Source organism: Clostridium sp. HMP27 (genome assembly GCF_000765165.1).
Taxonomy (GTDB): Bacteria; Bacillota; Clostridia; order Clostridiales; family Clostridiaceae; genus Clostridium_AK.
In genome coordinates, this window is record NZ_JMFY01000002.1 from 1 (window position 1) to 21,390 (window position 21,390).

Genomic DNA, 21,390 nt, shown 5'->3' on the forward strand with positions numbered 1-21,390 from the left:
TTACTGATGTAGTCCCTCTAGAAGGTGCATTTGCAACTTTTTCAGTAGATTTTTTTTTTTCAGAAGCAAATGCCGGCAAAGGAGTTTATGAGGGTTTTGGGGGTCTGGGTGTTGTGTAAAGGGGAATGGTTTTAGAGGATAAAGACGCAGAAAATTATAGAAAAACAAGTAGATAAGAAAAAAGATTACCCGCCGCTATTATTTAATTTATCAAATTTGCAAGGATATGTTACAAGTAAGTATAAGGGGTGGACCTCTGACAAGGTGTTAAAGGTTGCACAATCCCTTTATGAAAAGAAATTTATTACATATCCAAGAACAGGCAGTGTTGCACTAGAAGAAAGTTTAAAAGATAAGACTAAAAAAGTTTTAGATACATTAAAAAAAGGGTTGGCATATGAAGATCAAATTAAATTTGTTGATAATAAGAGAATATTTGATAATTCAAAGGTGGAAAGCCATAGTGCTATAGTTCCAACCTACATGAAGCCAACAGGACTAAACGGTGATGAAGCTATTGTATACACTGCAATTAAAAATAGATTTATAATGCAATTCTTACCGGTGGCTGAGTATGAGGAAACTAAACTTGTGTCTAAGGTAAATGAGGCTGCTGTTAAGGGGGTATTTGTATCAAAGGGAAAGGTACAGACGATTTTGGGATGGCGTGTTGTTGAGAAAATGGACAGCAAGGATACTATTCTGCCAATGGTATTAGAAAAGGAAATCGTGTATGTAGTAGATAGTAAAGTAAATGCTGTTACTAAAAAGCCCCCTAAGCTCCATACTGAAAAGACACTTTTAAGGATTATGGAGACCTGCGGTAAGAATTTTAAAGATGAAGAAGATGAACAGGATAAGGAAGATACAGAAGAAATGATGACCTCCATTTTGAGCGGCTTTTCAATTGGAACTCCTGCCACCAGAGCAGAAACCATTAAGAAATTGAAAGATGTGGGTTACATTAAAGCAAAGGGCAAAAGCCTTACATGCACAGATCTTGGAAAAACCATAGTTGAAATATTTCCATGTAAACAGCTATTGGATTTAGAGTATACGGGAAGACTAGAAAAAACATTATCTGATATAGAAAAGGGTAAGTTTAAAAAAGAAGACTTTTTAAATATGATTAAGGAATTTACTATAACAGCAGTAAATTCTATAAAAAATGATACATCTGTGCTAAGCACTTTTAAGGTTGAGTTACCTGAAGGTATGGAGAGCATCGGCAAGTGCCCTACCTGTGGAAATGACATAGTAGAAGGGGAAAAAAGCTTTGGATGTACTAATTGGAAAAATGGTTGCAAGTTTACAGTTTGGAAGAATGATAAATATATTCAATCCTTTGGTAAGAAGGTTTCAAGGGCAATGGTTGAGCTGCTGCTTAAAAACGGCAAAGTTGGCTTTAGAAATCTAAGAAGTAAAAAGGGAACAACTTTTGCAGCTTATTTTAAATATGTGCTAAATGAAAGAACAGGATATTATAATTGGGAAATAGAATTTATAAAATAAACAGACTTTGGTGCCACCCACATGGCAAGTGGCAAGTTGAATAAGTAAATTATTCCCAAGGTCCTGGCCCTGGTAGTGTAAAATTATGCTATAATTATAGGCATGAATAACTAATATTAATTAATAAATTAGAGTATGGTGGATGATGAAAGGAGGAAGCAAATGAAAAATATCAATATAGTAGCAATTGTTGGGTCGTTAAGAAAGGATTCTCTCAATCTTCAGCTTGCAGAGGAGGTTAAAAGATACCTAAAAGATAAGGCTAACGTAGAAATAATAGATTATAGTGAGGTGCCTCTTTTAAATCAGGATATGGAATATCCTGCACCAGAAAAAGTTAAGGAAATTAGAGAAAAAATAAAAAAGGCAGATGGGATTTGGTTTTTTACACCGGAGTATAATCATTTTTTTCCTGGCGTATTGAAAAATCTAATTGATTGGCTTTCACGACCTGTTAGTAAAACAGAAGGCCAGGTTTTATCTAGAAAACCAGCTGCAATCAGCGGTATCACTCCAGGAATGTCTGGAACAGGAATTGCTCAGGATCATTTAGTTACTTTGCTGAGCCTTTTAAATATGAATATCATGAATGTGCCTCGTCTTACCATCCCCAATGCAATGCAGCAAGTAAATGAGAATGGAAAACTTGAATTGACTACAAGCTTAACATTTCTAGAGAAACAAGCGGATGCATTTATTAATTTTATTAAAAACAAATAAGTGCCACCCACATGGCAAGTGGCAAGTTTTGCAAAAATATAGATAAATAATCGACATAAAATGTGCTCATAATATTATTGGAGTAAATCTAATAATAAGGAGTGATATTAATGTCACAAAAGAGTCATGTAGATATAGATAAGCTTAATAAAGTTCCAACTGGGCATCCTTTTGAATATAAAGATGTAGTTGAAGATGCCTTTCCTGTTGAAGAACACACAGCAGATGGAAAAAGATTTAAAGCAGAAGTTGAAAATGGAAAGTTTCAAGCAGTAGTCACTGAAGATGATCCAGGTAATAGGGTTCAATATAAAAAACTATAAAGGAATTAAGCTCATGTGGTAAGATATACCAAATTAAAAGAGGATAAACCTGAAAATTTATCCTCTCTACATATATTTATAAACATATAATTATTTTGAATCATCATCTACATTAATAGAAAAGCAAAATACACTACCCTTACCAAGCTCAGATTTTGCATTAAGCTGCCCGCCATGAGCTTCTACTATAGACTTTGATATAAAAAGCCCCAATCCATAGCCTTTTTGCTTTACGTTTGTCCCTCTGTAAAACATATTATAAATTTTTTGCATATCATCTTCACTTATACCCATTCCTTCATCTTGAACTTCAAACTTTACAATACTAGATTGTTTAGATATACGTATAATTACTGTTGAGCCAGCTTCAGAATATTTCACGGCATTGCTCACTAGGTTATTCCACACTCTTTTGATTTTTACTTTGTCAATGTTGAGTATTGCATCATCAATATCCATATAATCCTGTAAGGTCAGCCCTTTATTTTTAAGATATTCTCTAGCATCAGCAGCAAGTTCTAAAGCAAAACTTTTTAAATCAAGCCTTTCCTTATGCAGCGTTATATCCTTATTAGCCTCATAGGCAGAATCTAAAACATCAGATATAATTGTTTCAATTTCTTCTGTTCTATTATATATTTCATCAATAAATTTTGCCTTTACAGCTTCATCTTTAGTAATTCCAGCTTTAAGTCCCATTGAATATCCCTTTATAACAGTTATTGAATTTTTTAACTCATGCGACAGAGTAGAAATAAACTTTCCTGTTCCACTTGAGATATCTTCGATGGTAAGCGCCAGCTGCTTTGATGAGTTTATTAGCTGGTCACTTTCATTTTCAAATCTTTTAAGTAAAATATAGAATATTTTCTTAGCATCTTTAAAGGATTTTTGAAATCGTCCTATTTCATCATAATTATTATCTTTTATTTCTACATAGGAGTTAGACTTATCGGCCTCTCTATAGCTGCTTTTTAGTATTTCAATGGATTCTGATATAGATTTACCTATAATTGAATTGCTTTTTGAAATAATATTGAGATATTCAGTAGTAGCAACAATAGGAGCTGATATTTTATTGGTTACATATACGCCAATAAATATTGAAAATATTAGAGCAATAATACTTATTATAATAACGCTGTATAAGAATGACTTTGACTTATGATACATATCATTTACAGGTAGGGAGGCGACCAAAATCCAATTTGTATTTTTCATGAGTTTAAATATTTGAAACTCTTTTTCTTTAGAAGTAACATTTACTGTTTGTTTTATTAAATTTACACTGCTTCCTTCAAAGCTTTTATGGTTAATATTAAAAGGGAATTCTTTTCCTATCAAATCTTTATTTGGATGAGATAAAACTAAATCATTAGAATCAATAATAGCGTAATATCCACTTTGACCTAAAGTAAGATTTTCAGCAAGTTTTGAAAAGTGTTCAGCATAAATAGCAGTTCCAGCATATCCAAGAATTTCACCACTTAAATTTTCTATGGGAGACACGGTATTTACAATAGGCTGACCATTTGCTCGTCCAACTAAAATATCACTTGTCACTGTAGATTTTGTCTTTACACTTTGTATAAAATAATTTCGGCTGGATAAATCTACATTCATTGCAGAAGGCATACATGAAGCAATAATATGACCGCTGGTATCCAAAATGAAGAAATCCATGTAATAATTATATGTTTTATTTTTATTGTTCATCAGATTAACTAAATGTTTATTTATATAGGGTACGTCTGCTTTGCCTAATAAAAATGATTCCACCTTTTTATCAAGGGCAAGCTCATTTGTTTCAAGTTTGTTCATATTAACAAGTAAATCGATATTTTCTTGAACTCTATCAAGCTGCGAAACCATGAGAGTTTCAGAGTCTTTATTAATTATGGATACAGATTTAAAATATAGCATCGTCCCAAGGGAAACCATTAAAATAACAATCATAGTACATATAATTAATGTAATTCTTGTTCTTAATTTCATAAAAACCCCCATAAAGCAAAATTAAAGTGTCTACATTGCAGAATACGCAATAAAGACACTTTAATTCTATCATAAATTATAGAAATACTTAATAAATTGTTTTAAAAAAGCATGAATGCTATAGGAGTTACTAGTATTATAGTAAGAAGAGTTCTTTCAAACCATACAATTACAATATCAGAAAGTTTAAGCGGAATTTCTGTGGACAAAATACATGGTATTGAAGCCGAGAAAAATAGTATTGAAGAAATTGATGTTACACCTATTATAAATTTAGTAACCATAGGAGCATCTTTAACTAAAAGTGCTGGAAGGAACATTTCAGCAATTCCAAGAGCTGCTGCCTTTGAGGTAAGCATTGCTTCAGGTATTTGAAGAAGTTTTACAAATGGATAAAATATATATCCAAGTATATCAAATATAGGAGTGAATTCTGCAAGCATAAGTCCTATAAGACCTACGGATAAGATTGATGGAAGTATTCCCATTGCCATTACAAGACTGTCTTTAAAATTATCCCATACACATTTTCCTATATTAGGTGAAGCTGATGCAACCTTTAAGCCTTCATTTAATGCGTTTTGAAAATAATTGCTGTTGATTTCTGGTTCAGGATCTCCAACTTCAGTAATGTAAGAATCACTTTTCCTGCTGAGAGGTCTAAGTCTTACTGTTATGGCAGTTACTGCAAAAGTCACGATAAAGGTTACCCAGAAGTATGTATTCCATATATTCATAATTCCAAGAGTTTTTGCAACTATTATCATAAAGGTAGCAGATACAGTTGAAAAACCTGTTGCAATGATACATGCTTCTTTTATAGTATATTTACCTTCTTTAAAAACTCTATTTGTTATAAGTAGTGCTAAAGAATAGCTTCCTACAAAGGATGCAACAGCATCAATTGCTGATCTTCCTTGGGTTTTAAATATAGGTCTCATAACTGGTCTCATAAATACTCCAGCAAATTCTAAAAATCCATATCCAACTAGAAAGGCAAGAAAGGCTCCTCCTATTGGAACTATCATTCCAACTGGAATAACAAGTTTATCGAAAAGAAATGGAACCATATCAGGGTCAAACATCCAGCTTGGTCCAATCTTAAAATATGCCATGAATCCAACTACTACGCCGCCAATTTTTAAAATTGAAAATACAGTGGTTACAGCGTCTTTATTCCAAGTCTTTTTAATAAATGGACGTGCAGCACCTGCAATAATAATAATTAGTGCATAAATTGAGGTTAAGGGCCCCATGAGTTTTTTTAGTCCAGTTACAATGTGGTCTATGGGAATAGAGGATTGACCCCACATTTTTAATGGTACGAAGAACATAAAAATACCTATTAAGCTGTACCCGATAAACTTAGCTAAGGCAGCAGTTGTATTTAAGTCTCTAACTGTCTCTCGATTTAAATTATCCATTAATATCTCCTCCTTATATTTTGTTAACCTTTACTTTATTATATATAAGATGAAAGTTTATTTTAACAATTCACACTATTTTGATTTTTGCTTGTCATCAAATTGTCATTATATTAAGAAAACATTATGGAATAATTATTTTTACTATGGTAAGATTAAAATATCAAATTATGTCAAAAGGGGCGATATTGTGGATAAAGTACTGGTTGTTGATGATGATAAATCCATTGTTAATATGATTTCAGAGTTTATGAAGTTATATGGTTTAGAAGCGGTAACTGCATATAGTGGGGAAACTGCAATAAACAAATTAGATAACTCTATAAGCCTCATTTTACTTGATATAAATATGAATAAATTAAGTGGTATTGAGCTTTGCAAGATTTTTAGGGAAAGAACCAATGTGCCAATAGTTTTTTTAACAGCAAATTCATCTCAATATGATATGGTACTAGGGCTTGGAATAGGAGCAGATGATTACATAACAAAACCCTTTGATCCAGTAGAACTAATTGCTAGGGTTAAAGCACATATAAGGCGTTATAAACAATATGGAAATGCATCAAGTAACAATGATAACGAAGTAATAGAGTTTGATGAAATAAAAATTTTTAAGGATTCTCATAAAGTCTTAAAGGGAGATTCAGAAGTTAACTTAACTGTAACAGAATATAATCTTTTAATATACTTTGTTGAAAATGATGGGAAGGTCCTTACAAGAAAGCAGATATTAAATAACGTTTGGAAAAGTGATATGTATGATGAGAATACTGTTACAACTTATACAAAAAGGCTTAGAAAAAAGATTGAAGAGGATGCAAAAAATCCCAAATTTATAAAATCAGTTAGATCAATTGGATATATCTTTGATGGACAATAAAGTGCCACCCACATGGCAAGTGGCAAGTGATGTTCAACTTGCCACTTGCCACGTGGGTGGCACTTTATTAAACACTAAATTGATTTTTATCTTCGTTTTTCTTCATTATAATAGAAACTAGGACGCTAGCAAGAAGTATTGCAAAGATTATTGCTACAGAAAGTACAACTTGTATTTCAATATGGAACATTAATATGCAAAGTTTTACACCTGTAAATACTAATATTAATGCAACTCCGTATTTTACGTATTTAAATGCATCATTTATTTTTACAAGTAAGAAGTAAAGACTTCTTAATGCAAGTATAGCAAATATATTTGATGTATACACAATAAATGAATCTGTTGTTATAGAAAATATTGCTGGAATGGAGTCTATAGCAAATAAAATATCTGTTCCTTCAATAACTACGAGTATTGCAAGCAGTGGAGTAGCATGAAGCGCATTGTTTATCTTTACAAAAAACTTTTCACCGTCAAGTTTGTCAGTTATAGGGATTATGTTGGTTAGAAGTTTTATTAATTTATTGTTTTTGAAATCAAATTCCTCTTCATCTTCCTGTTTAAGCATCATTTTCAATCCGCTTATAATTAATATAGCTCCAAATATGTATAATACCCAATGGAATTTGCTAACTATCGCAACTCCTAAGAGTACAAATATAAAACGTAAGATTACCGCTCCTATTATTCCATAATTTAGTACTCTTCTTTGATATTCTTTCTTTATTCCAAAGCTAGAAAAAACGAGAATGAATAAGAATAGATTGTCCAGACTTAAGCTTTGTTCAATAACATAGCCTCCTAAAAATTCTACAGCTTTTTGCTTGCCAAGTGTAAAATAAATTCCTAAGTTAAAGATCATGGCTGCACAAATCCAAAACAACACCCATTTTAAGGCTTTTTTTGTATCCATATTAGATTCCCCCCATATTATTTGGTATTAAAAGGTAGCCTAAATATAAAATTAAATCGACTATTAGTATAGCACCAATGAAATAGGTTGTAAACATTGCCAGATTTAATTAGAAGCTATGTTGGTACGTGTCGTGTAATTGCTTTGTAACTACTTTGAATTTATCTTAATGTATAATAAAGTAAATAATCTAAATATATTTACTTTTTTTACCTATGATTTCACAAGTTTAAATTGTTTTTTATATTATCTAATTAAATATAGAGGAGGTGATTAAATGAATTTAAATAAATTTAAAAGAGTGATATATATTAATGAAATATCTTTTTTCTTTGGGTGGATAATAATATTTCTTTTAGGTGCAGATAAGCCTCCGCCAATAGGCTTTATTTGGCTTGTATTATTGGTTATATTCCTTGATGTTATTCAGTATTTTTATTTAAAAAGGTTTTTAACTAATCTTGAGAATAAATCTGAGGGTGTATTTATTAAGAACTTATTTTTTTCTGTGTTAGCAGGAAGTGGAGTTAGCATACTAACAATATTGTCAAGGTTAAAGATGTTTTTAAGTATAGGATTTGTAAATACTTTAGTTTGGATAGTTATTATCATCATAGTAGCGATATTATATGGAATTTATTTTTATATAATTAATATTTTACTGATTAAATATATAGTTTAAAATCTAAGTGCGAGGTTCAGTAAATTATTCCCAGGGGTCTGAGCCCATTATGTGTGGGGCACTTTTTATGCACAAAGAGCAGAACCGATAAGTTCTGCTCCTAATTATCAAGGTTTTATATAAGTCTAGGATTCTGCACCAACTTGGCTTTCTTCATTTTTCTTCATCATAATAGAAAATATCACACTAGCCAGTAGTATTGCAAATATTATTGCTACAGAAAGTGCAACTTGTATTTCAATATGGAACATTAATATGCAAAGCTTTATGCCTGTAAATACTAATATTAACGCAACTCCATACTTCACATATTTAAATGCATCATTTATTTTTACAAGTAAGAAGTAAAGACTTCTTAAACCCATTATAGCGAACATATTTGATGTATATACTATAAATGAATCTGTTGTTATAGAAAATATTGCAGGAATAGAATCGATTGCAAATAAAATATCTGTTCCTTCAATAACTACAAGTATTGCAAGCAGTGGAGTAGCATGAAGCACATTGTTTATTTTCACAAGGAACTTCTCGCCATGAAGTTCATCGGTTATAGGTATTATCTTATTTAAAAGCTTTATCAGCTTATTATTCTTAAAGTTATGCTCTTCTTCATCTTCTTGTTTAAACATCATTTTTAAGCCGCTTATAATTAGTATGGCTCCAAATATGTATAGTACCCAATGGAATTTGCTAACTACCGCAACTCCTAACACTACAAATATTAAACGTAATACAATTGCTCCCATTATTCCGTAATTTAGTACTCTTCTTTGGTATTCTTTCTTTATCCCAAAGCTAGAAAATACAAGAATAAATAAAAATAAGTTATCAAGGCTTAAACTTTGTTCAATAACATAGCCGCCTAAAAACTCTATAGCTTTTTGCTGACCAAGTGTAAAATAAATTCCTAAGTTAAAAAGTAATGCGGCACAAATCCAAAATAGTACCCATTTTAATGCTTGTTTTGTCTCCAAATTAAAGTCCCTCCAATATTTTTTAGTACTGAAAAATAATCAAACATAACTATGACTTGTACTACTAAAAAGCTGATGTCATGTGACAATCAGGTTTTAGTATAGCATCAATAATTTAAATTGTAAACATTATAATAATAAACTGTAAATATTCTGAAAATGATTAATAAGGCCTGCTGCTTCTTTTAATGAAGCTTTAGCAGGCCTTTAAAATATAAATAATGATTATTTAAATTGATTAGCAGCAGTATAAAACTTTTTAGCTTCTTCAAAATTCCCTTTAAGTTCCTGTACCTTGCCAATTAAGTCATAGCACTCTGAACAAGAGGGATTGATGGAGAGAATTGACTTTAGGCAGCTAAAAGCTTCATCGATTTTTCCATTTTGAAGAAGTTCTTTGCTTATAATAAGTTTATTTTCTACAACGTTTTTTTCACAGACACTATATTGATTAATTTCCTCAAGAACTGTCTTAACTTTATCTGATGTGAATGGTTTTTGCAGATATGCAACAGCACCCAACTTTGTGCATTCTACAGCATTTTTTACTGTTGCAAAGGCTGTCATTATAACTACAGGAAGGTCAAATCCCATCAGCCTTAGTCTCCTCAGCACTTCTGTACCGCTTATTTCGGGCATTTTGATATCTAAAAATGCTAAATCGAAATGCTCCTTAAGAAATAAATTAAGAGCTTCTTCACCACTGCTGGCTGTAGATACTTTGTAACCATTAATTTGAAGGCAAGTTGTTAGTAAGTTTCTAATATTTTTAGTATCATCAATGACAATGACCTTTTTCACAAATATCACATCCCTAAGTTTATATTTTCTCAACTGCCAAAGGTAGAGTGAAAGTAAATACACTTCCGTAGCCCAATTTGCTTTCACACCAGATTTCTCCACCATGAGCTTTAACGATTTCTTTAGCTATAGCGAGACCAAGTCCTGTGCCCTTAACATCAGAGTTTTCACCCCTTACCTGTACGAAGCGGTTGAAGATTTCTTCATGGTATTCTTCAGGTATTCCTGAACCTGTATCACTCACAGATACATACATGCTATTTTGCTTGGTGAAAGTAGTTATTATTATATTACCTCCAGCTTGAGTGTATTTTAAAGCGTTAGATATAAGATTATTTAATACCCAACTTATTTTTTCTGGATCAGCGTTAATATAAGGAAGATTTTCCTTGGATTCATAGTATAAGTTTATTTTAGTGCTGCAAGCTTGCTCACAAAAATCCGATATTGCATTATTTACAAGGCTAGTTACAGAACAAGGCATTATATTAAAAATTGACTCACTGCATTCCAGCTTTGAAAGCTGGAGCAGATTATTTACTAGAGTATTTAACTTTTCGCCATCCTCTTGTATTGTGTTAATTATTTGGTGTTGACTTTCATTTAGGCTGCCAATACTCTCATCAAGAATAAGACTAGCACCAATCATAATTGAGGTAAGAGGAGTTTTAAATTCATGTGAGATAGTTGATATAAAATCACTTTTTATCTGCTCTAGCTGCTTTAAATTTGTTACATTTTGAAGCAAAATTATTATGCCGGTTATCTTTGCTTCAGAATCTCTAACTATGGACACAATAATATTAAAGTAATAATCCTCTTCATCAATATTAAAATAAATAATTTTTTGGGAAGGATTCATACTGTCTAGCTTTGAAGAGTTATAAATAAAATCAAATAGTTCTCCGCTTCTGATAACTTCAAGAAAATATTTATTAATTGAACTTGCCTCTTCAATGTTAAAGAATTTTTCACATGCCATATTAATACGTATTATTTTATAATTACTATCTAAAACAATGAGGGGATCAGAAATACTCTTTATGATAGCATCAGATTTAGTCTTTTCTGTAAGAAGCTTTCCAATATTACTCTCCTCCAATTTGTGAATACGATCAGTCATATTATTAAATTCTATTGTAAGTTCGCCTATTTCATCTTCAGATATAATTGGAGCTTGCTGTGATAAATTACCTTCCTTTATTGCTTTCATTGTTTCTCTTAAGGAGTAAATAGGTTTTAAAGTTCTTTTTATGGAATATCTTGATAATATAAAGCCGCCAAGAACAGATACTACAGACAAGAATATAATGGTGTCAAGAGATTTATGAGCATCTTTAGTTACAACTTCTTTATTCTTAAACATTGCTTTTTCATTGATGAAAGACAGCTGCTTTAAATCCTTTTTTAGTGAATTAAAAATAGGAAGTAAATTATCATTATAGTATTTGGAAGCTGCTTCAATTCCCTGCAAATTTTTAGTCTCCTGAATTTGAGAAAAAAGTCTCAGATAGGTTGAGTAATTATTGTTAATCCTTGCTACTAATTCTTTTTCACTATCCTCAGTAATATTATTAGATTCTAGATTGTACCACAGATAAAATATATTTATATTTTTATGAATATTATCGATGCTGGATGTAGAGTTTACATATATATAGTTATAAATTTGGCTATTCTGTTCATTAAGTACCTCAAGCATATTTGCAGTTGCGCTTATGCTTTTATAATTATTAACCATCAGCCCATTAATAGACTTATTTAAAGTGTATATATTTAGAAAAGAAATACCACCTACTATTGCTGTAGTTGATACAAGTATAAGATAAACCATTGCCATCTTGAATTTTAATGTTTTAAACATAATTTAATCACCTAATTATAGTTAATTTTATTTTCAGTATAAGTTTTAAATATCTGAAAGTCAATTTTTCAAATTATTACTTATAGCTTTTTTGAGAAAAGCTAAGCATATAAAAGATGACTTAGACTAATCGTCTATATGACTAAGTAATATATAGGATAAGAAAAAATGTGTTGTTTGAGTGAAGGGTATGTCCATGTTAAGATTTCATATGTTGAAGTATAAGAAAAATAGGGGTGAATTTATTTTTTTATGAAGTTAAACAAAAGAAGAAATTAAAAAACAAAGATTTTCCTTATAAGGAGAGATAAAATGCAAATTAGAATAGCTAAAAATGTTAAATTGATACCAGTTCGAATATTAGCGATAGGATTTGCCATTGTTATATTTATAGGAGCCATACTTTTATCTTTGCCTATTTCCTCTGCAGATGGTAAGGGAACAGCATTTATAGATAGTCTTTTTACATCAACTTCTGCTGTTTGTGTTACAGGACTTGTAACTTTAGATACAGGAACACATTGGAATTATTTTGGAAAGACAGTAATACTTTTATTGATTGAAATTGGCGGGCTTGGCTTTATGTCTTTTGCTGCATTGATAGCATTGGTACTTGGAAGGAAAATAACGCTGAGCGAAAGACTAGTCATGCAGGAAGCAATAAATAGCTCAAATCTTCAAGGTATTGTAAAAATGATAAAGTATATACTAGGTTTTACGTTTTCAGTTCAATTTATGGGAGCATTACTTTTATCTACTCAATTTATTCATATATATGGCTTGGGAAAGGGGATTTACTATAGTATTTTTCATTCTGTATCTGCCTTTTGTAATGCAGGGTTTGATTTAATGGGAGGGTTTACAAGTTTAACGTCTTTTTCAGAGAACTCAGTAGTGATACTTACAATAGCAGTGCTTATAATTGTAGGAGGATTGGGATTTTCAGTATGGACGGAAATATATAATTATAAAGATATTAATAAATTATCGTTACACACAAAAATTGTATTAGTTACTACCACTGCGCTGCTATCTGCAGGTTGGATATTAATGATGTTATTTGAATTTAGTAATCCAGATACTTTGGGAGCTATGAGTTTAAAAGGGAAATTAGTAAATTCACTATTTGCGTCTGTAACTCCTAGGACTGCAGGATTTAACTCAATATCTACTTCAGATATGACCATGCCAGGTCGTTTTTTAACAACAATATTAATGTTTATTGGAGGATCATCAGGATCTACTGCGGGAGGAATAAAAACAACTACTTTTAGTATTATAGTTTTAACTGCAATAGCTGCAATCAAGGGAAAGGATGATACAGAGGTTTTTGAAAAAAGAATTTCAGGTGATCTTGTTCGTAAGTCCTTTGTGATTACTGTACTTGCATCCAGCCTTGTTATTGTAGTAACTATGTTATTATCAATTTCTGAGATAGGACAATCATTCGAATATATTTTTTATGAAGTAACTTCTGCTTTTGGAACTGTTGGTCTGTCACTAGGGCTTACAACAAAGCTAAGTTCCATAGGAAAGTTAATACTAATATTTACTATGTATAGTGGCAGACTAGGACCACTTACTGTAGCTTTAGCATTTACAAAGGTTAAAAGAAACAATCAAATTAGATATCCAGAAGATAAGATTTTAGTTGGATGAGGAGATTAGAGTAATGAAAAAGAAGCAATATGTAGTAATAGGTTTGGGAAGGTTTGGATCATCTGTAGCTAAAACATTGTATACCCTTGGTAAAGATGTTTTAGTGATTGATTTGGATGAAACTTCCATACAAGAAATTTCTCATCATGTTACTCATGCAATTCAAATGGATGCAACAGATGAAAAGTCTTTAAGAAGTGTAGGAATAGGAAACTTTGATGTGGCAATCGTAGCCACTGGTTCAAGTATGCAGTCAAGTATCATGGTTACTATACTTCTTAAGGAATTAGGAATAAAATATATAGTTGTAAAGGCTCAAAACAGTCTTCATGCTAAGGTATTAAATAAGATAGGGGCAGACAGAGTTGTTCTCCCAGAAAGAGATATGGGAACAAGAGTAGCTTATAATCTTATCTCTACTAGTATACTAGATCATATTGAATTATCTCCAGAATACAGCATTATTGAAATTATAAGCCCCGAAAAGTGGCATGGTAAGACTTTAGGAGAACTTGATATAAGATCAAATTACGGTATTAATATTATGGCTATAAAACGAGATAATATTGTGACTATGTCTCCTAGTGCTGATGAGCAGATTGAGCCAAATGATACGCTTATAATTATAGGCGGCTCTAATGAATTAAGCATAATACAAACCCTAACATAGGGGTTAGGCTCCTGGTGAAAATAGGTAAAAAGGGCTTCTCAAAATACATATCTGTGAATTTTGAGAAGCCCCTTTTTACTTTTAGTTATTATAAGATGATTAAAAATTTCTTGCTGTTGTTTCAGCTACCATTATGGCTTCTTCAATAATTTTATCAGCATCATTCCCAGCAACATCTAGGCCGTCAGCTGATATGGTTGTAAAATCAGTTATACCCAAAAAAGCAAATATAGCTTTTAAATATCTATCACCCATCTCAAAGGAGGCAGAAGGTTCAGTATCATAATTTCCACCTCTTGAAGTAATATTAATTGCTTTTTTTCCTTTACATAAGCCTACAGGACCTGACTCAGTATACTTAAATGTAATTCCATTAGCAGAAATATAGTCGATGTAAGCTTTAAGGATAGCTGGAATACCTAAATTCCATAATGGTTCTGCAATTACATACTTATCTGCATCTGAAAACTGATATGCATACTTTAATATTGGATGATTCTTATCTATTCCTTCTTTTGGCTTATTCACAGTGTCAAGGTTTCCTTTTGGAAGAAAATCTATTCCTTCATCATACAAATCTAATGTAATAATCTCATCTTCAGCATGAGTTTCCTTATATGCTTCAATGAAGCTTTCGGAAATCTTAAAGGTTCTAGAAAGTTCTTCTGATTTTGCATTTGCTTTGATATACAGTACTTTGCTCATGATTTACCTCCAGTTTACTTTAATATATGTTTAGTAAGCTTTTTATTAGTATTAGTGAATATATAGTTTTGATACTCAAAATTTAAAACATGAAATTTATTTTGATAATGAGAAGTGTTTGGAGTAAAATGAATATATGGAAAGTTTTTAGTAAAGGGAATGTGAAACATATGGATTTTATAATAGATACATTATTTCAAATATTTTTTGCGTTTTTTTGGGTAATTGCATTTTTAATATTTTTAATAAAGGAGAGGAATAAGAAGAAATATTTATTTTTAATAATTTTTATTCCTTTACTTATGATTTGGACAGCTTACTCCTATAACCATGTACTAAAGCCCCGTTTGAAAGATGTTAGTTATTATATGAATAAAGATTACAAAACTACTAGTGGAGAGTGCAGCAATGTTAATACTAAATCAAAGGGTGCAACTCCATCCTTTGTACTAGAGGGGGAGACTTATTATTATAATCCCTGGTTCAATAAAATTCATAAGGATAAGAATTATAAGTTAAGATATCTTCCAAATAGTAAATATGTTATTGAATTAGAAGAAGTAAAATAAATAAGCAATGAGAGTTATATATTTATTGAATAAAACCAGCTCCTTAGAAAAAACTATTCTATGAAAGGAGATGGATTAAATGGATAAAGATATAAAAGATGTATTGCTAAATATTCAATCAGAAGTAAAACAAATCAATAATAAACTTAATGAAATGAAAAAAACTCAGCTTAATGGTAATTATGTGTATACAGATGAACATATAAATTCTAATGATGATAAAGGTATGGATTAAAAAAGAATATAAAGCTTAAGTAGTAAAAATCTAATAATGAAAAAATAACCTCCTTGTGACTTAATGAACTAAGAAAATAATATCACAAGGAGGTTTTATATATAGAGTCAGTACACTGAGAATTATACCCAGTGCACTGGCCCGTTATTTCATATTATAGAATATTCGTTTTTAAATAAGCTGTGCTATTTTAGTATTAAAATTCATTGATAGAATTCAGTTTATTAGTCTTCTCCAACAATTGGACATAAAGGAACTCTAACTAAAACAAGCTCATCTGTTGTATTGGTTTCAACGTCAAATACTAAAAATACATTTCCGCGGAATACAAATGCGCAAATAAGCTCTACATCTCTTCCTGGTGCTGGAGTTGGGATTTCATCTCGACCTACTATCTCACAAAGTCTAAGTGTACCAGCTGGTGGTAATAATGCTGCTGCTTGAGCAGGTGTTAAGCTTATTATAAGCACTTCTTCTATATCTTCTCCTGGAACTTGAACTTCTATTTCAACAAGTAACACAAAAACAGCTGGAGCTAATTGAGCAATACATGTTGCCCCAATTGTGACAGGACTGTTTTGAGCTACTAAACTATTAGTAATTTGATTTAAAGATTCTGGTATAAACATTATATCATCACCTACTTTTATATTAGAGATAAGAGGCTTGTTCTTATCTCTAATATAACATATTACATATTGAGAAAAAGGTTACGATTTTTATACGAAGATGAGGTTTACTTAGAGGCTACTAAGTTTTAAAATTTAATCATAAACCTTAAGATATCTTATCTTGACTAACCCCTTATGGAATACATTATCATTAATTGTTACAGCAGTTAAAACAATAATGCAATCAAAATTTCCACGAGAAGGACTTAGGAAATGCAGAACAATTTTTTAGAGAGAACGAAGATATGATAATATTGTGTTAAATAATATCTATAGATTAGTATGCAACAAAAAAATTATATTGGATATATTAGGAGGTAAAATTAATATGGGTCTTATGGCTAATAAAATTTTTATTCGCTTTTTTCAAGATGCAGATGCAGAATCTTTACTCGATTTGCATTTAAGAAACGGTGAGTTTTTTCAGAAGTATTCTCCAACTTTTGGTGATGACTTTTACACACTTGATTCAAAACGTAAATATATAGCCAATTCTGTAAAGCAAAGAAAAGAAGATAAAAACTATTCTTTTGGTATATTTTTAGAAGATAACGGGAAATTGGTTGGTGATGTATCCTTGTATCATATATTTCGAGGCTCACTCCAAAAATGTTTAATTGGTTATTCATTGGACAAACAATATAATGGTAAAGGATATACCACGGAAGCAGTCTCTTTAGCAGTAGAATTTTCATTTAATAAATTAAAACTGCATCGTGTTGAAGCGGGTGTAATGTTAAGCAATATTGGTTCAATACGAGTATTAGAAAAGGCAGGTTTTCATAGAGAGGGCATAGAACAAAAGGGGGTAAAGATTAATGGTCAATGGGAAGACCATCAGATACTTGCTATAATATCAGATAATAACTAAACTTTATTTAGTAAGCAATATTTTCATAGGCTGAATTACTAAATTAAAATAGAGGCGTGGAGAATGACTATAAATTTTGATTGCATAATGCTTGATACTTGTAAAATTCATAATTGTAACTAAAAATACATATAAAAAATTAAATAACATATAACAACAGAAGGACTCATATCAACACTTTTTATCAGTGATATGAATCCTTTTTTTATATTGTATATATTATTTTATTATTATCTTTTAATTAGAGGAAATGCTATAGCATCTTTTATGGTATAAGAACCAGTAAGAAACATTATCATTTTATCAATTGTATACTCTATAGCTTATAACGGGTTGCACCGTCACAGCCTACCCCTGAAACCAGGATTAGCATGAGTGTTCATTTGAGTATACTGCTTGGCTTTGCTGCTGAATAGTATATCTAATAGCCAAAATACTAATAATTAGAGAAATGACTTTACCAAGCATATTTCCAATCCAAAATCCGCCCAAAGAAAATTGTGATATCAAAAAATATGTGGCCACAATCTTAACCATTAAGTCAGATAAATTAGAATATAAATATTTTTTCATCATCAAAAGCCCACGAAGTACACTTTCATTAAGTATCTTCCATCCATAAAATAAATAGGTAAGGAAGGAGAATTGCAAGTAATTCTTTGCAAATTCATAAGCTGCTGGACTTTTATTTATATCAATGAATGTTCCAATCAAATGTTTTGGAATTAAAAAGTTTGAGACTGCAATGCATAACAAGTATATGGCGGAAAATATTAAACTAATTCGATATCCTTCTCTGATACGGTCTATTTGTTTTGCAGCAAAATTAGAAGATATAAAAATAGATAATGCTTGAGAAATTCCTATTATTATAAGCATTTGAAATAACATTATCTTATTCGCAGTCATATATCCACTTATTACTTCACTTCCATAGGGATTAACTAATACTTGTAAAACTAGTGAGGACAAAGATAAAATTAACTGTTGAATTATTGTTGGTACTGAAATTGATAAAATTTCTTTGATTTTGCTTAATTCTATAGAGATAATAGGTTCATGGTCTAAAATAAATAGTACCACTTTTCTTCTTAGCATAATCAGAGATATTATCATACCAGTAATTTGAGAAAGAATTGTGGCAAATGCAGCCCCTCCAACTCCCATTTTAAATACACAAATAAACAACAAATCCAACACGACATTTAAAAATGAAGTAAATATTACTAAAATCATAGAAGATCTTGAATCACCTAAGGCAACTATAATTGCCCTTGAAATGTCATATATGAATATGGCAGCAATACCTAATATATAAATACTGATGTAAGTTCCTGTATCTTTATAAAGCTGTCCTGGTACATTAATCAAGGAAAGTATAGGTGACTTAATCCAAAGACCTATAATAGTTATACATAAGCCGCTGGCTAAGCCGAACAATAATATACTTTTTACTCCTATGACAATATCTCCATATTTCTTTTCACCTACAAATTTTGCGAAGATGACCTCACTGCCCATTTCCAGTCCGCCTGATAATGTTATCAAAATCTGAACTACCGCAGCAGCATTGCCTACTGCTGCAAGTTCATTTACTCCCAAATATTGACCAACAATTATCATATCAACTACAGTATACAATTGTTGAGTAATTAAACTTAGTATCATTGGCAGAGCAAACTTAAATAATGTCTTTTTTGTATTTCCAATACTTATATCCATTTTCTTGATACCCCTCTTATTATTTGCTATAATTGAAATTATATGGTGTAACGTTACGTTATAGTCAAGGAGTGTTTTTATGATTCAAGATAAACTTGGTACAAAACAATTTGCCGATATGTGCAAAGTAGAAAAACGAACATTGCATTATTACGATGAAATAGACTTGTTAAAACCTATTGAAGTAAATGAAAATGGCTACCGAACATACTATGCAGGACAATTTGAAACTATGAGCATGATAAAGGCACTGCAGTCCGTAGGGATGTCTCTTGGTGATATAAAGAGATTAATGAAGGAGAATGATTTGCTTCACTGTAAAATTGTTTTGAATAATCAAATAGCCCTGCTTAAAGAAAAACAAGAGGAATTAAAAAAAGCTGAAGAAATTCTTAGCCAGACCACGGAACAGCTGGAACATTATTTAGAAATTGGCTGTGGCAAATTTTTTATAGAAAAGATTCAGGATACTTATTTAATTACAGAAGAAATACAAGAGGAAGGTCCTCTTTATGTAAATTACCTTACAAATGGATATACTCTTGGTGTTATCATCAATGAAGAAGTGAGCTCTCGCCCAAAATATATATTCAGAAAAGCAAACAGTATAAATGACAGTAATGCAATTAAACCTGCTGGTACCTATGCATGCATATATCAAAGTGTGCCAAATGGAAAGGTTGCCGAAGCTATCAATTTATTCATTGAGCTTTTATCTTTAAAGCAAATAGTTACAGAAGGTCCTTTGTATATAGATAGTATTGCAAATGACTTTATCAGATTTCCTGATGAAAAATGCTTATTTAAATTATCAATGAAGTGTGAGTAGTGAATAATCAGAGAATATCTACCGGGCTCTCATTCTCAAGTTTTTGAAATTATTAAATAGATATTTATAAGAGGAGATGGAATAATGAAGCATGAATATAGAAAACATGAAAAAGAACTTTATTGTCCTAAGAATAAAGCAGAGTTGGTAAAAGTTCCTAAACAAAAATTCCTTTGTATAAAGGGTACAGGTAATCCTAATGATAAGGATTTTTCTGAAAGGATAGGTGTTTTGTACTCCCTTGCTTATGCAATTAGAATGATGCCTAAAAATGGATTTACACCAGATGGTTATTTTGAATATACTGTTTATCCCTTAGAAGGACTATGGGATTTAACAGAAGAAGGCAGGAAAAGTGAAGTTTTAAATAAAGATGAATTATTATATACTATAATGATTAGGCAACCCGACTTTGTTAATGATGAAGTGGTGGGAAAAGCATTTGAAATTGCAAACAAGAAAAAGCCGCATCCATTACTTAAAGAAGTATATTTTGATGAGATAGAGGATGGTTTGGCTGTACAAATAATGCACATAGGCTCTTATGATAATGAGCCAGAATCATTTAATAAGATGAAAGAATTTATAGAGAATAATGGGTTAAAGATTAAAACTTTAGTTCACAGAGAAATATATTTATCTGATACAAGAAAAGTAGAAAAAGATAAATTAAAAACCATATTAAGATATAGTGTACTAGAGTAATAAGTTAAATTTAATTCTTGTTTAATGAGACAATTTTAATATAACTGGTGAACAAAAAAATTAATGGGGTGATTTAGTGCTTGAAACTGACAGATGTATAGTAAGATCTTTTGAAGAAAAAGATTTAGAGTCATTTATGACTTATAGAAATAATAAGGAATGGATGCAGTATCAAGGTTTTAAGAATTTAACAAAAGACGAATATAGAAAAGCCTTGCTAGTGCCTTTAAATTTGGATAAGGGAATGCAGCTTGCTATTGTGGACAAAACCACAGATAATCTTTTAGGGGATTTGTATCTTTTAAAGGAAGAAAAAACTATTATAATTGGATATTCTATTAATCCAATTTATTCACGAAAGGGATATATAACTGAAGTTTTGAAAGCCTTATTACTAAAACTTAAAGAATGTCATTCTGATTGTAAAATAGTAGCCATGACAGAAAAAGAAAACATCCCTTCTAAAAATTTGCTGCTTAAATTGGGGTTTGTATATGATGGATGGATAGATAAGTGGCAGTCAGAGGTCTATGTTTATCCAAATTGATTAGAATGTTAGGATTAGGGTATAAGAAATACATAGCTGTATGGCATCACGAGATAAGATTATTCTTAGCTGGTGGAAGACAAGTGATGGAGTTAACGAAGATTCTTTATATA

At 30.9% G+C, this 21,390-nt stretch carries 21 protein-coding genes and 1 pseudogene; 13 read left to right on the top strand and 9 right to left on the bottom strand.

Features of this window, described 5'->3' with window-relative positions; all coding sequences use genetic code 11:
• Positions 1-150: 150 nt before the first annotated feature.
• The 3 genes and pseudogenes from DP68_RS01260 to DP68_RS01270 all read left to right on the top strand — a co-directional run.
• Positions 151-1,512: pseudogene (locus tag DP68_RS01260) on the top strand (DNA topoisomerase); the annotation flags it as partial.
• A gap of 162 nt (positions 1,513-1,674) precedes the next feature.
• Positions 1,675-2,232: an NADPH-dependent FMN reductase gene (locus DP68_RS01265; RefSeq protein WP_035305001.1), complete on the top strand. Its 558-nt coding sequence runs from the start codon at positions 1,675-1,677 to the stop codon at positions 2,230-2,232.
• A gap of 110 nt (positions 2,233-2,342) precedes the next feature.
• Positions 2,343-2,555, top strand: a complete 213-nt coding sequence (locus tag DP68_RS01270) for a hypothetical protein (protein WP_035305002.1) — start codon at positions 2,343-2,345, stop codon at positions 2,553-2,555.
• A gap of 90 nt (positions 2,556-2,645) precedes the next feature.
• Here DP68_RS01270 and DP68_RS01275 read toward each other — a convergent pair whose 3' ends face one another.
• Both DP68_RS01275 and DP68_RS01280 read right to left on the bottom strand, forming a co-directional pair.
• A complete protein-coding gene (locus tag DP68_RS01275) occupies positions 2,646-4,550 on the bottom strand; it encodes a sensor histidine kinase (protein ID WP_035305004.1) in 1,905 nt (634 codons plus the stop codon).
• A 101-nt stretch (positions 4,551-4,651) separates the two neighbouring features.
• A complete protein-coding gene (locus tag DP68_RS01280; RefSeq protein ID WP_035305006.1) occupies positions 4,652-5,974 on the bottom strand; it encodes a YjiH family protein in 1,323 nt (440 codons plus the stop codon).
• Between the two features lie 190 nt (positions 5,975-6,164).
• On the opposite strand from DP68_RS01280, the gene DP68_RS01285 reads away from it, so the two are divergent.
• On the top strand, positions 6,165-6,854 hold the full coding sequence (locus tag DP68_RS01285; protein ID WP_052085581.1) for a response regulator transcription factor: 690 nt from the start codon (positions 6,165-6,167) through the stop codon (positions 6,852-6,854).
• Positions 6,855-6,921: 67 nt separating this feature from the next.
• On the opposite strand, the gene DP68_RS01290 is transcribed toward DP68_RS01285, so the two are convergent.
• Complete coding sequence (locus DP68_RS01290; RefSeq protein ID WP_052085582.1) at positions 6,922-7,770, bottom strand: TerC/Alx family metal homeostasis membrane protein; 849 nt, start codon at positions 7,768-7,770, stop codon at positions 6,922-6,924.
• Positions 7,771-8,047: 277 nt separating this feature from the next.
• Between DP68_RS01290 and DP68_RS01295 the strand changes: the two genes are divergently transcribed.
• Positions 8,048-8,452: a hypothetical protein gene (locus tag DP68_RS01295; RefSeq protein WP_035305008.1), complete on the top strand. Its 405-nt coding sequence runs from the start codon at positions 8,048-8,050 to the stop codon at positions 8,450-8,452.
• A gap of 125 nt (positions 8,453-8,577) precedes the next feature.
• On the opposite strand, the gene DP68_RS01300 is transcribed toward DP68_RS01295, so the two are convergent.
• The 3 genes from DP68_RS01300 to DP68_RS01310 form a co-directional block, all read right to left on the bottom strand.
• Positions 8,578-9,429, bottom strand: coding sequence for a TerC/Alx family metal homeostasis membrane protein (locus DP68_RS01300; RefSeq protein WP_052085583.1), 852 nt, complete (start codon positions 9,427-9,429; stop codon positions 8,578-8,580).
• Between the two features lie 225 nt (positions 9,430-9,654).
• Positions 9,655-10,230 carry a response regulator gene (locus DP68_RS01305; RefSeq protein WP_035305010.1) on the bottom strand — a complete coding sequence of 192 codons (576 nt, stop codon included), beginning with the start codon at positions 10,228-10,230 and terminating at the stop codon, positions 9,655-9,657.
• Positions 10,231-10,249: 19 nt separating this feature from the next.
• A complete protein-coding gene (locus DP68_RS01310) occupies positions 10,250-12,094 on the bottom strand; it encodes an ATP-binding protein (protein ID WP_035305011.1) in 1,845 nt (614 codons plus the stop codon).
• Positions 12,095-12,406: 312 nt separating this feature from the next.
• Between DP68_RS01310 and DP68_RS01315 the strand changes: the two genes are divergently transcribed.
• Both DP68_RS01315 and DP68_RS01320 read left to right on the top strand, forming a co-directional pair.
• Positions 12,407-13,753 carry a TrkH family potassium uptake protein gene (locus DP68_RS01315; RefSeq protein WP_035305012.1) on the top strand — a complete coding sequence of 449 codons (1,347 nt, stop codon included), beginning with the start codon at positions 12,407-12,409 and terminating at the stop codon, positions 13,751-13,753.
• Positions 13,754-13,766: 13 nt separating this feature from the next.
• Positions 13,767-14,423, top strand: coding sequence for a TrkA family potassium uptake protein (locus DP68_RS01320; RefSeq protein ID WP_035305014.1), 657 nt, complete (start codon positions 13,767-13,769; stop codon positions 14,421-14,423).
• Between the two features lie 99 nt (positions 14,424-14,522).
• On the opposite strand, the gene DP68_RS01325 is transcribed toward DP68_RS01320, so the two are convergent.
• Complete coding sequence (locus DP68_RS01325; protein WP_035305017.1) at positions 14,523-15,128, bottom strand: NAD(P)H-dependent oxidoreductase; 606 nt, start codon at positions 15,126-15,128, stop codon at positions 14,523-14,525.
• 368 nt (positions 15,129-15,496) lie between these two features.
• Here DP68_RS01325 and DP68_RS19405 point away from each other — a divergent pair, with 368 nt between their 5' ends.
• Positions 15,497-15,697 carry a hypothetical protein gene (locus DP68_RS19405; protein WP_291546834.1) on the top strand — a complete coding sequence of 67 codons (201 nt, stop codon included), beginning with the start codon at positions 15,497-15,499 and terminating at the stop codon, positions 15,695-15,697.
• A gap of 79 nt (positions 15,698-15,776) precedes the next feature.
• Positions 15,777-15,932 (top strand): hypothetical protein, encoded by a 156-nt coding sequence (locus DP68_RS19410; protein ID WP_291546836.1) that lies wholly within the window; start codon positions 15,777-15,779, stop codon positions 15,930-15,932.
• 224 nt (positions 15,933-16,156) lie between these two features.
• Here DP68_RS19410 and DP68_RS01335 read toward each other — a convergent pair whose 3' ends face one another.
• Entirely contained in the window at positions 16,157-16,561 is a 405-nt protein-coding gene (locus DP68_RS01335) for a hypothetical protein (RefSeq protein ID WP_035305021.1), read from the bottom strand.
• 370 nt (positions 16,562-16,931) lie between these two features.
• Between DP68_RS01335 and DP68_RS01340 the strand changes: the two genes are divergently transcribed.
• A complete protein-coding gene (locus DP68_RS01340) occupies positions 16,932-17,474 on the top strand; it encodes a GNAT family protein (RefSeq protein ID WP_035305023.1) in 543 nt (180 codons plus the stop codon).
• Between the two features lie 366 nt (positions 17,475-17,840).
• On the opposite strand, the gene DP68_RS01345 is transcribed toward DP68_RS01340, so the two are convergent.
• Entirely contained in the window at positions 17,841-19,196 is a 1,356-nt protein-coding gene (locus DP68_RS01345; protein ID WP_035305026.1) for an MATE family efflux transporter, read from the bottom strand.
• 79 nt (positions 19,197-19,275) lie between these two features.
• On the opposite strand from DP68_RS01345, the gene DP68_RS18765 reads away from it, so the two are divergent.
• From DP68_RS18765 to DP68_RS19110, 3 genes are all read left to right on the top strand, one after another.
• Positions 19,276-20,025, top strand: coding sequence for a MerR family transcriptional regulator (locus tag DP68_RS18765; RefSeq protein WP_052085584.1), 750 nt, complete (start codon positions 19,276-19,278; stop codon positions 20,023-20,025).
• A gap of 84 nt (positions 20,026-20,109) precedes the next feature.
• Positions 20,110-20,730, top strand: a complete 621-nt coding sequence (locus DP68_RS01355) for a GyrI-like domain-containing protein (RefSeq protein WP_035305030.1) — start codon at positions 20,110-20,112, stop codon at positions 20,728-20,730.
• A gap of 76 nt (positions 20,731-20,806) precedes the next feature.
• Positions 20,807-21,277 (top strand): GNAT family N-acetyltransferase, encoded by a 471-nt coding sequence (locus DP68_RS19110; protein WP_035305033.1) that lies wholly within the window; start codon positions 20,807-20,809, stop codon positions 21,275-21,277.
• Positions 21,278-21,390: the final 113 nt, after the last annotated feature.

Coding starts and splice junctions, on each gene's coding strand:
- DP68_RS01355 (WP_035305030.1), top strand. CDS start 20,110: ATGAAGCATGAATATAGAAAACATGAAAAAGAACTTTATTGTCCTAAG.
- DP68_RS01335 (WP_035305021.1), bottom strand. CDS start 16,561: ATGTTTATACCAGAATCTTTAAATCAAATTACTAATAGTTTAGTAGCT.
- DP68_RS01280 (WP_035305006.1), bottom strand. CDS start 5,974: ATGGATAATTTAAATCGAGAGACAGTTAGAGACTTAAATACAACTGCT.
- DP68_RS19405 (WP_291546834.1), top strand. CDS start 15,497: ATGAATAAAGATTACAAAACTACTAGTGGAGAGTGCAGCAATGTTAAT.
- DP68_RS01270 (WP_035305002.1), top strand. CDS start 2,343: ATGTCACAAAAGAGTCATGTAGATATAGATAAGCTTAATAAAGTTCCA.
- DP68_RS01340 (WP_035305023.1), top strand. CDS start 16,932: ATGGGTCTTATGGCTAATAAAATTTTTATTCGCTTTTTTCAAGATGCA.
- DP68_RS01315 (WP_035305012.1), top strand. CDS start 12,407: ATGCAAATTAGAATAGCTAAAAATGTTAAATTGATACCAGTTCGAATA.
- DP68_RS01345 (WP_035305026.1), bottom strand. CDS start 19,196: ATGGATATAAGTATTGGAAATACAAAAAAGACATTATTTAAGTTTGCT.
- DP68_RS19410 (WP_291546836.1), top strand. CDS start 15,777: ATGGATAAAGATATAAAAGATGTATTGCTAAATATTCAATCAGAAGTA.
- DP68_RS01320 (WP_035305014.1), top strand. CDS start 13,767: ATGAAAAAGAAGCAATATGTAGTAATAGGTTTGGGAAGGTTTGGATCA.
- DP68_RS01295 (WP_035305008.1), top strand. CDS start 8,048: ATGAATTTAAATAAATTTAAAAGAGTGATATATATTAATGAAATATCT.
- DP68_RS01275 (WP_035305004.1), bottom strand. CDS start 4,550: ATGAAATTAAGAACAAGAATTACATTAATTATATGTACTATGATTGTT.
- DP68_RS01265 (WP_035305001.1), top strand. CDS start 1,675: ATGAAAAATATCAATATAGTAGCAATTGTTGGGTCGTTAAGAAAGGAT.
- DP68_RS01310 (WP_035305011.1), bottom strand. CDS start 12,094: ATGTTTAAAACATTAAAATTCAAGATGGCAATGGTTTATCTTATACTT.
- DP68_RS01325 (WP_035305017.1), bottom strand. CDS start 15,128: ATGAGCAAAGTACTGTATATCAAAGCAAATGCAAAATCAGAAGAACTT.
- DP68_RS01290 (WP_052085582.1), bottom strand. CDS start 7,770: ATGGATACAAAAAAAGCCTTAAAATGGGTGTTGTTTTGGATTTGTGCA.
- DP68_RS18765 (WP_052085584.1), top strand. CDS start 19,276: ATGATTCAAGATAAACTTGGTACAAAACAATTTGCCGATATGTGCAAA.